This window comes from Paenibacillus sp. Paensp111, from assembly GCF_059492195.1.
Genome location: NZ_CP168527.1, coordinates 1,987,215 through 1,999,954 on the forward strand (window position 1 = coordinate 1,987,215; position 12,740 = coordinate 1,999,954).

15 protein-coding genes are annotated in these 12,740 nt (G+C 49.9%); 14 read left to right on the forward strand and 1 reads right to left on the reverse strand.

The window, feature by feature from the left end:
• Positions 1-13: 13 nt before the first annotated feature.
• From qcrB to ACEN86_RS09240, 4 genes are all read left to right on the forward strand, one after another.
• The gene (qcrB, locus tag ACEN86_RS09225) at positions 14-685 is read left to right on the forward strand and encodes a menaquinol-cytochrome c reductase cytochrome b subunit (protein ID WP_068617160.1); all 672 of its coding nucleotides are present in this window, start codon (positions 14-16) and stop codon (positions 683-685) included.
• 29 nt (positions 686-714) lie between these two features.
• Positions 715-1,605 (forward strand): c-type cytochrome, encoded by an 891-nt coding sequence (locus ACEN86_RS09230; protein ID WP_495633985.1) that lies wholly within the window; start codon positions 715-717, stop codon positions 1,603-1,605.
• Positions 1,606-1,711: 106 nt separating this feature from the next.
• Positions 1,712-2,347, forward strand: a complete 636-nt coding sequence (locus ACEN86_RS09235; protein WP_495633986.1) for a DUF1405 domain-containing protein — start codon at positions 1,712-1,714, stop codon at positions 2,345-2,347.
• Positions 2,348-2,406: 59 nt separating this feature from the next.
• Positions 2,407-3,270 (forward strand): sporulation protein YpjB, encoded by an 864-nt coding sequence (locus ACEN86_RS09240; RefSeq protein ID WP_495633987.1) that lies wholly within the window; start codon positions 2,407-2,409, stop codon positions 3,268-3,270.
• Positions 3,271-3,334: 64 nt separating this feature from the next.
• Here the strand turns inward: ACEN86_RS09240 and ACEN86_RS09245 are convergent, their stop codons facing one another.
• Positions 3,335-4,204 (reverse strand): YitT family protein, encoded by an 870-nt coding sequence (locus tag ACEN86_RS09245; RefSeq protein WP_495633988.1) that lies wholly within the window; start codon positions 4,202-4,204, stop codon positions 3,335-3,337.
• A gap of 150 nt (positions 4,205-4,354) precedes the next feature.
• Here ACEN86_RS09245 and ACEN86_RS09250 point away from each other — a divergent pair, with 150 nt between their 5' ends.
• The 10 genes from ACEN86_RS09250 (at position 4,355) to panD (ending at position 12,684) form a co-directional block, all read left to right on the forward strand.
• A complete protein-coding gene (locus tag ACEN86_RS09250) occupies positions 4,355-4,684 on the forward strand; it encodes a nucleotide pyrophosphohydrolase (RefSeq protein WP_495633989.1) in 330 nt (109 codons plus the stop codon).
• An 86-nt stretch (positions 4,685-4,770) separates the two neighbouring features.
• The gene (gene dapB, locus ACEN86_RS09255) at positions 4,771-5,574 is read left to right on the forward strand and encodes a 4-hydroxy-tetrahydrodipicolinate reductase (protein ID WP_495633990.1); all 804 of its coding nucleotides are present in this window, start codon (positions 4,771-4,773) and stop codon (positions 5,572-5,574) included.
• A gap of 17 nt (positions 5,575-5,591) precedes the next feature.
• The gene (locus ACEN86_RS09260; protein WP_185897133.1) at positions 5,592-6,014 is read left to right on the forward strand and encodes a methylglyoxal synthase; all 423 of its coding nucleotides are present in this window, start codon (positions 5,592-5,594) and stop codon (positions 6,012-6,014) included.
• Positions 6,011-6,700 (forward strand): bacillithiol biosynthesis deacetylase BshB1, encoded by a 690-nt coding sequence (gene bshB1 / locus ACEN86_RS09265; protein WP_495633991.1) that lies wholly within the window; start codon positions 6,011-6,013, stop codon positions 6,698-6,700. Before ACEN86_RS09260 ends, bshB1 begins: the two co-directional genes overlap by 4 nt.
• Before the next feature lie 73 nt (positions 6,701-6,773).
• Positions 6,774-7,934 carry an N-acetyl-alpha-D-glucosaminyl L-malate synthase BshA gene (gene bshA / locus ACEN86_RS09270; protein WP_495633992.1) on the forward strand — a complete coding sequence of 387 codons (1,161 nt, stop codon included), beginning with the start codon at positions 6,774-6,776 and terminating at the stop codon, positions 7,932-7,934.
• A gap of 66 nt (positions 7,935-8,000) precedes the next feature.
• On the forward strand, positions 8,001-9,317 hold the full coding sequence (locus ACEN86_RS09275; protein WP_495633993.1) for a CCA tRNA nucleotidyltransferase: 1,317 nt from the start codon (positions 8,001-8,003) through the stop codon (positions 9,315-9,317).
• Between the two features lie 13 nt (positions 9,318-9,330).
• Positions 9,331-10,278 (forward strand): biotin--[acetyl-CoA-carboxylase] ligase, encoded by a 948-nt coding sequence (locus ACEN86_RS09280; RefSeq protein WP_495634260.1) that lies wholly within the window; start codon positions 9,331-9,333, stop codon positions 10,276-10,278.
• Positions 10,279-10,569: 291 nt separating this feature from the next.
• Complete coding sequence (panB, locus tag ACEN86_RS09285) at positions 10,570-11,406, forward strand: 3-methyl-2-oxobutanoate hydroxymethyltransferase (protein ID WP_495634261.1); 837 nt, start codon at positions 10,570-10,572, stop codon at positions 11,404-11,406.
• Positions 11,403-12,308 (forward strand): pantoate--beta-alanine ligase, encoded by a 906-nt coding sequence (panC, locus tag ACEN86_RS09290; protein WP_495633994.1) that lies wholly within the window; start codon positions 11,403-11,405, stop codon positions 12,306-12,308. Before panB ends, panC begins: the two co-directional genes overlap by 4 nt.
• Positions 12,301-12,684, forward strand: a complete 384-nt coding sequence (gene panD, locus ACEN86_RS09295) for an aspartate 1-decarboxylase (RefSeq protein WP_127197749.1) — start codon at positions 12,301-12,303, stop codon at positions 12,682-12,684. The genes panC and panD overlap by 8 nt, the downstream gene beginning before the upstream one ends.
• Positions 12,685-12,740 lie beyond the last annotated feature (56 nt).

Sequence of the window (12,740 nt, forward strand, 5' to 3'; positions counted from 1 at the left end):
GGCGTAGAGTCACATGTTGAAGAGTGTCTACAACTGGGTTGACGAACGTCTTGATATCACGCCGATTTGGAGAGATGTGGCTGACCACGAAGTACCTGAACACGTGAACCCGGCACATCATTTTTCCGCTTTTGTATACTGTTTCGGCGGCTTGACGTTTTTTATAACGGTCATCCAGATTCTGTCGGGAATGTTCCTGACTATGTATTATGTACCTGATATTATTAACGCATACGCCAGTGTCGAATTCCTCCAGACCAAGGTGGCATTTGGACAGATTGTCCGCGGTATGCACCACTGGGGAGCGAGTCTGGTCATTGTAATGATGTTCTTACATACCTTGCGGGTATTCTTTACAGGCTCCTACAAGGCGCCTCGCGAGATGAACTGGGTTGTGGGAATGCTGATCTTCTTCGTAATGATCGGTCTTGGCCTTACGGGTTACCTGCTTCCATGGGATAACAAATCTTACTTTGCAACCAAAGTTACACTGGAAATTGCGAACTCGGTTCCTGTTCTTGGACCGATCATCAAAGAGCTTCTGCAGGGCGGTACGATTGTAGGTGCGCAGACGCTGACGCGATTCTTCGCTATTCACGTGTTCTTCCTTCCGGCCGTGTTGCTTATCCTTCTGGTTGGACATTTCATTATGATCCGCAGACAGGGAATTTCCGGACCGCTATAAGATATTCTTGAGAGAAGGGAGGCCATTATATGGGTCACGGAGGCAAATCGAACGAAAAAGTCGTATTTGTCGGCGATTCAAGGGTGCGTAAAGGGAATGGTTTTATAACTCCTCCCGATTATACGTCTTACCCGGGGAAGTCCGAAGCATTTATACCTAACTTCCTATTAAAAGAGTGGATGGTCGGCGTAGTGGTTCTTGTAGGCTTCCTGGTTCTTACTATTTCAGAGCCTGCACCACTTGGTTTCCCGGCGAATCCAACCGCATCTGTTATTCCGATGCCAGACTGGTATTTCTTATTCTTGTATCAATACTTGAAGTATCCTTATGCTTCAGGAGATTTCATCGTACTGGGAACACTGGGTGTACCGGGTGTTGCTTTCGGTGGACTTCTGCTTGCACCATTCCTGGATCGCGGGAAGGAGCGCCGCTTCTACCGCAGACCTATCGCTTCTGCCCTCATGCTGCTGTCCCTGGTATCCATCGTATATTTGACGAACTTTGCCTGGACGCACTATAAGCATGAATTGGCTAAGACGGGGATCAAGCCGGAGGAAGAGCGCCGGATTGAGAAAGCCCGCGAAGCGCGCGAGAAGGGGCTTCCAGCACCTTCAAATGCGGTTCAGACCAAAGAGGTTGCGATCGTGGATAAGGATGATGCCGGAATGGAATCATTCAAGAAAGCAACCTGTATTTCGTGTCACGCAGCAGATTTGAAAGGGGCAAGCGGTCCTTCGCTTAGAGGCGTTGGAGATAAGCATGACAAGACAGCCATTTTGACCATCATCAAAGAAGGTAAAAAGGGACCTGACGGCAACATGCCTCCAATGTACGATACAGCCAAGGGCGCTGGACTCAGTGACAAGGATATTGATCATCTGGCTGAATGGCTTTCTAAGCAGAAAGCAGAAGCTAAATAATAATGAAGTATAGGGAACCTGACCGTGGAAGCGGTCAGGTTTTTTTAAGTCTTGTTTTCTATCCTTCATATCCGTTATTCTCAGAATAGATAAAGGAGGATTATAAGTGAATATATCTTACTGGTGGAGCCGAGAATTTCTGACTGGTCGCGGGTTTCTGTGGCTTCTTTTTATTTTTAATCTGCTGGGTACAATCTACGGCTATTACTGGTATGGTCACCAAATCGAATATACCATAGCCCATAATCCGCTTTGGCAGGTTATCTTCGTTCCGGACAGCCCTACGGCAAGTCTGTTCTTCACCCTGTCATTATGTTTCTTGCTTTGGCCCGGACCACTGAAGAAATGGGGGGCGATCCGTGTCCTTATTGAATCGCTGGCCGTTGTCACCAGTGTGAAGTATGGTGTGTGGGCTGTAAGTATCATTTTTGCGGGAGTATATCAGGGGAACATGATTGGCTGGCAGGAATGGATGCTGGTAGCGTCACATACCGCGATGGCCGTAGAGGCCCTGCTCTATGTCCGATTCTATAAATTTGGAGCCGGAATACTGGTTGGAGCTGGTCTATGGACCCTGCTGAATGACATGGTTGATTATACATACGGTGTATTTCCATGGCTGCCTGTTCAGCTGATGGACGACTTGACAAGTGTGCGTAACTTTACAGTGATCCTAACGCTGCTCAGTGTGCTGGCGGGCTGGCTCGCACTTCGTCATCGGGACCGCGCCAGACGTGCCTAATCCCCGGGTTCTAGGCAGGGACAGACTGTCATAGACATGGGGTATAGGAGGGGATGTCCGTGGAAAGAACAAGGTGGGGATGTCTATCTGTATGGCTAGGGTTAATCATCGTGGTTATATGGGTTACGCTGCCTGCAGGCAGGGCTGCTGCTCATCATGATGCTGCCCATACCGCCAGGATGAAAGAGCTTGATAGTGCTTCCGAGGCTCTGTACCGATATATGCAGGATGGAGACGGGGCCAAGGCGCAGCTTGAGATGGACCGAATCGTCAAGATCGTACAGACGCTTTCATTCCAAGGCCTGACTTCCGTTGAAGGGATTCACGCACTTTCTGAGACTATTATTGATACACGTGAGGCTCTTGCCCGCAGTCAATCACAGCCCGAGGAGTGGAGAGCCTCCTCCTCCCGGCTCCGGCTGGCCGTTGACAGCCTGCTGCACAAGGATCAGCCGCTCTGGATCCAGTATTACAAGCTGTTCACGGATGATCTTAGCCAGCTGTCCAAGGCAAGAACCGAAGCGGATGCTGCGGACGTGAAGCGGGCTTTCAATCAGCTCCAGGAGCATTATGAGACCATACGGCCTGCTGCTGTCATACAGCTGGATCCCTCTCTGGTCTCTAGAGCGGATTCATGGATGTCTTACATGGAGAGTCTCTGTAAGGGAAAGGTTGATGACCCCGATGCGCTCCAAGGGGCACTCGGCAATGGAACGGACTTGGTCAATGATCTATTTGGCAAGAAACGGACAGAACCGACTCTGCTTCCGCTTACAGGGACAACAAATCCCTGGCAATGGAGTCTGCTTATTGGGGGTTGGATTATTGTAGCGCTAACCTATACCGGTATCCGCAATTATAATGCCTATCAGGAAGTGAGACCGGCGGCAGGAAGCAAGGGGAGACACACCTGGAGGTTATAGCTTGACATGAACAAAGGGTAAGGTCCACAGTGTGCTTGCGGACCTTACCCTTTTTAGCTACTGGCTAATCTTCTCTAAACCCCTCGCCATGTACATCATGGACATCATTAATAATAATGAACGCTCTTGGATCTACGGACTTGGCAATCAGCGTAAGTCTTCGAATCTCTTGTCTTGCGACTACGCAGTAGGCCATGTGTTTGGCCTGCTTGGAGTAGGCTCCAATGGCGGGAATCAGCGTGACTCCGCGGTCCATGTCCTTCGTGATCAAGTCGGCAATCGCCGGTGCATGGTCACTGATAATAGTGAATGCCTTGGCCGAGTATGCCCCTTCCTGAATGAAATCAATGACCTTGGAAGCTATGAAGACCGCTACCAGCGTATATAGAATCTGTTCCTTCCTGATATAGAGCAGGGAGATGCCGATAATCAGTACGTCAAGCGCAAGAATGACCTGCCCCATACTCCATCCGTATTTCCGGTTGCAGATCCGCGCTATGATATCTGACCCACCCGTTGTGCCGCCGAAGCGAAAGACGAGACCCAGACCGGCTCCGAGGGTTACCCCGGCGTATAGCGACGCAAGTATGTAATCATGTTCTGTAGCAAAAGGCACAATCCAGCCTTTCTTAATCATCTGCTCGAACAGCCAGAGAAAGAAGGTCAGAGACCCAATACCGATGCCGGTAAATACGATTTGCCGGCTCCCTAGGACTTTCCAGCCCAGCAGAAAGAGCGGGATGTTCAAGATCAAGGTGGAAAGTGAAGGGGATATGGAGAACGCATATTTAAGGAGGATGGTAATCCCGGTTACTCCGCCTTCCATAAGTTTGTTGGGAATAATGAAGTAGAGCAGGCCAAATGCATAAATGGCTGTGCCGAGCAGGATCGGCAAAATGGTCTTGGAGACTTGGGTTAATCTGGTGGTAAGCATGCAATCCCTCGCTTGTTGAAAGATGGGGGAGCCTTGGCGTCCCAACCCTTAGTATACCTTTTTCAGCTGCGTTTAAAAAAGGATTTGTTTTCAAAACTTCTTTACGATAACATAGGGGTAAAACCTTCGGGTACCCTAGGGGGGATATAGATGGAGGAAAAATCACTCGCCGAGCTTCAGCGCGAGGTAGATCGGTACATATCCCAGTTCAAAGAAGGCTACTTCAGTCCGCTCGCTATGCTTGCGAGAATGAGTGAAGAGGTTGGCGAACTGGCCAGGGAAGTGAATCATACGTATGGAGAGAAGCCGAAGAAGACGACTGAGGCCGATAACTCCATAGAATATGAGCTGGGTGATATTCTGTTCATCACCATCTGTTTTGCGAATTCACTCGGGATCAACCTGACTGAAGCGCATGACAAGGTTATGCATAAGTTCAATACCCGTGATGCAGACAGGTGGACCCGGGTAGACACCTAATAGCCAGCCGAATCATATGCTGTAGGAACAGCACTGCAACATATATCGATCAATCATCATCCTAGTGGACAGTGAGGAGCATGAAAATGACAACGAAGATTAGAGTGGCTGTGGCAGGAGCTGCAGGCCGTATGGGGAAAGAAGTCGTTAAAATGGTGCTGCAGGACGCCGATCTGGAGCTTGCGGCAGCCATCAACCGATCCGGGGAAGGTACGGATGCGGGGACCTTGGTAGGTCTGCCCGCCTGCGGAATCAAGGTCCAGTCCGATCTGGAGCTTGCGCTGGTCGAAAGTAAAGCACAAGTGCTGGTGGATTTCACTACTCCCCAATTCGCTTATGTGAATACAGAACTTGCGATTCGCCTTGGTGTGGCCCCGGTAGTAGGAACTACGGGATTTACCCCGGAACAGATTGAGGATCTGGACAAGCAGTGTAAAAACAAAGGGATCGGGGGCCTGATCGCCCCGAACTTCTCAATTGGCGCCATCCTTATGATGAAATTCGCTGCACAAGCTGCCAAGCACTTTCCGAACCTCGAGATTATTGAGTATCATGGAGACCAGAAGCTGGATGCGCCATCAGGGACAGCGGTGAAGACGGCAGAATTGATCGCCCAGAACCGGGAAGAGCTTCGCCAAGGTAATCCGAACGAAGAAGAGACCATTGATGGTGCTCGTGGAGGTTACTATAACGGGTTCCGCATTCATAGCGTCCGTCTCCCAGGAGTCTTCGCCCAGCAGGAGGTCATTTTTGGCGGCTTTGGCCAGACCCTGAAGATTCGTCATGATTCCTACGAACGCGCGGGTTATATGCCTGGTGTGGCCCTGGCTGTGAAGAAGGTTATGGAGTATCAAGGCATGGTTTATGGTTTTGAACATTTTATAGACTAAAAAAGGGGTATAACGACATGTTGAATATTGCGTTTATCGCCCACGACCGGAAGAAAGAGGAAATTGTCAACTTCGCTATTGCCTATGAGCACGTATTCGAGGGTAACAATCTATACTCCACCGGTACAACGGGACAACGAATTATGGATAACACCAAACTGAATATACACCGGTTCCTATCTGGTCCTCTCGGTGGTGACCAACAAATCGGAGCCCTCATCGCCCAAAATCAGATGGATCTGGTGATCTTCCTGCGTGATCCCCTGATGGCTCAGCCGCATGAGCCGGATATTACCGCACTGCTTCGCTTGTGTGATGTGCATGGGATACCGGTAGCTACCAACGTAGCCTCAGCCGAAATTATGGCAAGAGCTCTGGACCGTGGAGATTTAAGCTGGCGTGAACTTGTTGAACTTCATCGTCCAAGGTTAGATAAATGAGTGAGAAGCTGGATATCCTGATCTTCGGAGCTCATGCCGATGATGCTGAAATTGGGATGGCAGGAACGATCGCGAAGCATGTTGAAGCTGGGCTGAAAGTCGGAATCTGTGATCTTACGCAGGCCGAGATGTCCTCCAATGGCACACCTGAGCTTCGTATGCAGGAAGCGGAAGCGGCTTCGAGCGTGCTGGGTCTTACTCTTCGAACCAATTTGGGACTGCCGGACCGCGGACTCTATATTACCCCTGAACATGTGGCTGCTTTAACTTCCGTCATCCGCGAATTTGCTCCCCGGGTTGTCTTCGCGCCTTACTGGGAAGATCGACATCCGGATCATGTGCAGTGCAGTAAGCTGGTGGAAGAGGCGGTATTCAATGCCAAGCTGCGCAGAATGTTGCCGGACAAGCCACCTGTTCAGGTGGACGAGCTGTATTTTTATTTCATCAATGACTGGAGAACTCCGGATCTCATCGTAGATGTTACCGGTTATTATGAGACCAAAGAGCAGTCTTTACTCTGTTACAAATCCCAGTTTACACCAGGGAAGGATGGAGTGACCACCCCGCTAACCCAAGGTTACGTGGAACGGGTCAAAGCCAGGGATGCGCTCCTTGGTCAGCGCAAGCTTATACCGTATGCAGAAGGCTTCGCGGTGAAGACGCCTTATAAAGTTCATCTATTTTAACCAAAATAATCATAGGATTTACTGATGGTATGATGAGATTTGAATGACTAACAAAGAAAGAGGTGCCCCTGATATGAGCCAAACCTTAAAAATCGGCATCACCTGCTATCCGACACTTGGTGGATCAGGGGTTGTAGCGACGGAGCTCGGCAAGCTGCTTGCCGAGAAGGGACACGAAGTGCATTTTATATCACATAGTGTTCCTTTCCGGCTAGGGGCTTTTCAGAAAAATATATATTACCACGAAGTAGAAGTGAACGATTATTATGTATTTCGTTATCCTCCTTATGATCTATCCCTGGCGACGAAGATGGCTCATGTAGCGAAGCGTGAGAAGCTTGATATCCTGCATGTCCACTATGCTGTGCCGCATGCGGTGTGCGCCTTTCTGGCCAAGCAGATGGTGGGATCTGACCTCAAGGTTGTAACCACGTTACACGGAACTGATATTACAGTTCTGGCCCAAGACGAGTCGCTGAAGGATCTGATCCGCCTTGCCATCAATGAGAGTGACGCTGTTACCTCGGTGTCCGAGGATTTGATGAGAGAAACTCGTGAAGTGCTGGAGATCTCACGGGATATCGACTTAACCTATAACTTTGTAGATAAACGGATATATTATCCGCGTGAAATAGATTCTTTGCGAAGTGATTTTGCAGAACCGGACGAGAAAATCCTAATGCATATCTCTAACTTTAGACCTGTTAAGAGGGTAGCTGATGTGATAGAGATCTTCTCTATGGTCAGCAAGGAAGTTCCTGCCCGTCTGCTGTTTGTCGGTGAAGGACCAGAGCTGCCGAAGATTCAGTGCAAGATCAAGCAGCTTGGTCTTGAGGACCGGGTCCATTTTCTAGGGAAACAGGATCAAATTGCCCAAGTCATCTCGATGGCCGATGTGCTATTGCTACCTTCGGAGAAGGAAAGCTTTGGTCTCGTTGCACTTGAAGCGATGGCTTGCGGCGTGCCTACGATCGGTTCAGAGGCTGGAGGTATACCTGAACTGGTGTCTCACGGCAAGACTGGATTCCTGGCACCGATTGGGGATACTAGGGCTATGGCCGATTATGCCATCAAGCTGCTAAAGGATGCCAAGCTGGCGGAACAATTATCGGAAGCCTGCTTGGTGCGGGCAAGGACCGAATTCAGCAGCGACCGGATAACCGAAGAATACGAACAAATCTATTACCGGGTACTTGGACGTAAAGTGCCAAAGCTTAAACCGGTATGCAGTTAACTACTCCGGGTGAGAAGGGGGCAACTCCTTTTCCCCGGAGTCTTGTGTGTGAGGAGATGAATAACCTTGGCGAAACAGTGGAATCAGGTTGATCCGCTCATGGTATCAGCAGGCGAAGAGGTGCTCAGGCGTATCGGAGAAGCTGGTTATGAGGCTTATTGGGTGGGCGGCTGTGTGCGGGATGAGGTCATGGGAAGAGCGGTGCATGATATGGATATTGCGACCTCTGCCAGACCTGAAGTGGTCACTCAGCTATTCGAGCGCTGCATTCCTACAGGACTTCAGCATGGTACGGTCACCGTACTCATGGAGAAGATGGCTTTCGAAGTGACAACCTTTCGCAAAGAAACCGAATATGAAGATCACAGGCGTCCGGCTTCGGTTGAGTTCGTGGATGCGGTTCTGGAGGATTTGAAGCGAAGGGATTTCACAATGAATGCCATGGCGATGGATTTAGACGGCCATTTGATTGATCCTTTTCATGGTAGGGAGGATATTAAGGCCGGGTTAATCCGGTGTGTGGGCGAGGCGGATGAAAGGTTTGAGGAAGACGCCCTGAGGATGCTCAGAGCGATTCGCTTTGTTTCGGTATTTGGGTTCGCACCCGTCCTAAGCACTTGGCGGGCAATTATCCAGAACAGGGACAAGATGGAGTATATTGCTATAGAGCGCATACGCGCTGAATTTGAGAAGCTCCTATACGGGCCTGATCCGCTGCGCGGCTTGGAGCTGCTCCGCCGAAGCCGGCTGCTTGAATATTCCAAGCTGCTGTTCAAGCCTGCAGAGGTGTATACTGAAATGCTGAAATGCCTTCACCTGCTTCCGGCCGAACCCGTAGAGCTTCGATTATCTCTTCTGGTTCAGGGACTTGGGATCGAGTCCCAATCTGTTCTCGGCCTATTGAAGCAGTGGACCTTCTCCAATCGGGATGCGGAGCAGGCTACAGCTATAGCCAGATTTGATCAGGAATTAATGGAGCATTTACATACCTTATCCAGCGTGCCCGACCAGGAACATGAGAACATAATACGTCCCTGCTGGATTTCATTACAGTTAACCTTTGGGCAACATACGGCAGGTCTATGGATTTCTAGAATGAGGATATTGCTTAGGTCTTCCAAGACAGTTAGCGGCTCATCTCTGTTCAGCGCGGAGCTGCTTGACCTCCTGGAGGCTTGGCACGTCAGCATACCCGTCCATCAGGTTCGCGAGCTTGTGGTTAAGGGTAATGAAGTCCTTGAGGAGGCTGGCAGACCAGGGGGGCCCTGGCTTGGAGTCTTGATGAAGCAGTTGTTGTACGCTGTGGCATCGGGGGATATACCGAATAACAAGGAAGCTCTCCTTAATGAAGTGAAACGGACGGTGAAATCTATTGAATCCTAAGACAGTTCTGGACATGCTGCTTCAGCATCCGGGTGAGTATATCTCAGGCGAAGAAATAAGCAAACGATTGTCAATCAGCCGTACAGCGGTATGGAAGCAGATTAACAAGCTTCGCGAGCAGGGGTATGAATTTGATGCGGTATCCCGTAAAGGGTACCGGCTGGTTCACAAGCCCGCACGCCTTGACCCCATTACCTTGATGAGTGCAATGAAATCCAATACTTTTGGCAAGCGTCTACAGATCCTGGAGGTCACTACGTCAACGCAGGAGGAAGTGAGAAAGCTGGCTGAGGAGGGTGCGCCGGAAGGTACCCTGGTTATTGCGGAAGAACAGACCGGGGGACGCGGCCGTTTAGGAAGAAAATTCTTTTCTCCTCGTGGAAAAGGAATTTGGATGAGCCTACTGCTTAGACCGGATCAGCCATTATCCTGTGCTCCCCAGCTGACCTTGCTGTGCGCCGTAGCGGTATGCAGAGCCATTAAAGGTGCAACCGGTATAGAAAGTGGTATCAAATGGCCGAATGACCTGCTGATCAAAGGCCGCAAAATATGCGGAATTCTCCTGGAGTCGGTGGCAGAGGATGAACGTATCCGGTACTGTATTGCCGGAATCGGAATCAATGCGAATTTGACCGAGGAGGATTATCCGGAAGAGCTTCGCACCATTGTGACCTCCCTTCAAATGGAGAGCGGGCAGGCTGTGGACCGGTCACTGCTTATTGGGGCGGTCATGTCAGAGCTTGAGCAGCTATACCAGCTGTATCTGGAAGAAGGTTTCTTACCGATTGCTCACCTGTGGGAAGCTCTCTCTGTAACCCTTAACCGGGAGGTAACCCTCAATACTTCAAGAGGTAAGGTAACCGGTTATGCCACTGGCATTGATGAGAACGGGGGACTGATTTTGGAGAATGGTGGAGAAAAGTTCACTATTTTCTCAGGAGATGTGCAACTTGGCGGTTGAAAAGTTAACCCGATCTGATATACTGACCGTACGAGGTGGTATTGGCTGGACCAAACTGCACTCCGTAATTGGTTACACTAAGTAAGACGTATCATGAATCTGGTTGCGTTGGATTCTGCTCTGAGCCGAAGGGACCGAGACAGAAGGGACGAACGATTGTTACTCTTCTATGGATCTATGGACTTTTCGGACTTTTTGGTGCACAGCTGAAAGGTTCTTTTTGCTGTGTGCGCATGCTTCTAATTTTGGGATACCCAAAGGAGATGAAAGTCCGTGCTAAACATTGTAAAGATGAAAAAAATGAAACAGGACGGCGAAAAGCTGACCATGATTACCGCGTACGACTATCCATCTGCAAGACTGGCTGAGGAAGCGGGCGTAGATATGCTGCTTGTAGGTGACTCGCTCGGCAACGTTGTACTCGGATATGAATCAACGGTTCCTGTAACTATAGATGATATGGTGTATCACTCCCGTGCGGTTAAGCGGGGAGCAGGGAATACTTTTATCGTGACGGATATGCCCTTCATGACTTATCATGGCGGCATGGACGAGACGCTTAAGAATGTGAGAAGAATTATGCAGGAAGGCCATGCCCATGCTGTAAAAATGGAGGGCGGGATGGAAATTTGCCTCGCGGTCGAGAGTATTGTCAAATCCGGCGTTCCCGTGCTTGGACATATAGGACTCACACCGCAGTCGGTGAACCAAATCGGGGGCTACCGTATTCAAGGTAAAGATGAGCGGGACGCCCGCCGTCTGATTGAAGATGCGAAGGCGCTCGAGAGAGCGGGTGCATTCGGAGTTGTGCTTGAGCTGGTAACAGAAGAGGTTGCTGCGGAAATCTCCAGGCAGCTTTCCATCCCAACCATTGGTATTGGGGCAGGAAGAGGCTGTGACGGCCAGGTGCTTGTGTATCATGATGTACTTAAGTACGATGCGGATTATCGGGATAAACGGTTCGTGAAGACCTTTGCTGACATTGGTAATGAAATCCGCCGCGGAATTCGTGAATATGTAAATGAAGTGAAGTCAGGTCAGTTCCCTGCGAAAGAGCATGTGTTCCATGCGGATGACAGCGTGGTTGACTCTTTGTACGGCAAAGGAAAGGTGGACGCCCGGCCATGATGGTCATAGATCAAGTTACAGAACTAAGGAAATTTGTGAAGCAGAAGCGGTTCGGCGCTGCCAAGACCGGTCAGGAACTGTCCGTAGGGTTCGTTCCTACAATGGGCTTTCTTCATGAGGGTCATGCCAGCCTGTTGAAGCAGGCCAGACAGCACCATGATCTGGTCGTTCTAAGCATCTTTGTGAATCCGATCCAGTTCGGTCCAAATGAGGACCTGGACCGTTATCCCCGCGATGAGAAGAGAGACTTGGCTCTCGCGGAGCGGGAAGGGGTTGATGTTGTCTTTTTGCCAAGTGTGCAAGAGATGTATCCTCAGCCTACGAAGACCAAGATTGCCGTGTCAGAACTCACCGAGGAACTATGCGGAGCTTCGCGCCCCGGCCATTTCGACGGCGTAACGACGGTAGTGGGAAAGCTGCTTCATATGGTATCTCCGGACAAAGCTTATTTTGGACTTAAAGATGCACAGCAGGTGGCGGTCATCCGGCAAATGGTGGATGATCTGAACTTTGACGTGGAGATCGTACCTTGTCCTATTGTCCGTGAGTCAGACGGGCTTGCCTTAAGCTCCCGGAATGTCTACCTGAAGGAAGAAGAGCGGAAGCAAGCTCTTATTCTGTCTCAGTCCCTGCGAGAAGCGGAGCGGGAGATCACGAGCAACCGAGCCGTTACCTTGTCCCAAATTCGCGAAAATGTTACTCGGAATATTAAGTCTCAGCCCCTGGCTGTTATCGATTATGTGGATATATTAGCATTCCCTTCGCTAACCTCAGTTCAGGAAGATGTATCCGCCCACGCTCTGGATGAAGAAATCTTGATTGCCCTGGCGGTTAAGTTCGGCTCAACGCGTCTGATTGATAATATTCTTCTTAATCCCAAAGGAGTGGTAACACATGTATAGAACGATGATGAAATCCAAAATTCACCGCGCGACCGTAACCGAGGCGAACCTGAACTATGTGGGCAGCATTACCATCGACGAGAACCTGATGGAGCGTGCCGATCTGCTTGAGAATGAGAAAGTTCAAATTGTGAACAATAATAACGGTGCCCGCCTTGAGACTTATGTGATTCCCGGTCCACGCGGAAGCGGTGTGATTTGTCTTAACGGAGCGGCAGCCAGATTGGTCCAGCCGGGGGACACGGTAATTATCATTTCCTATGCGCAGATGTCGCAGGAGGAAGTCCAGCGCCACAAACCTACGGTCCTGTTCGTCGATGAGAATAACCGGCCGGCCGAAACAGCCAGCTATGAGGTACATGCAACCGTTCGTTAATGGCGAACCCATTATTTAAGGTGGTCTCTCCAGAATGAAATCATTCGTCTAAACAA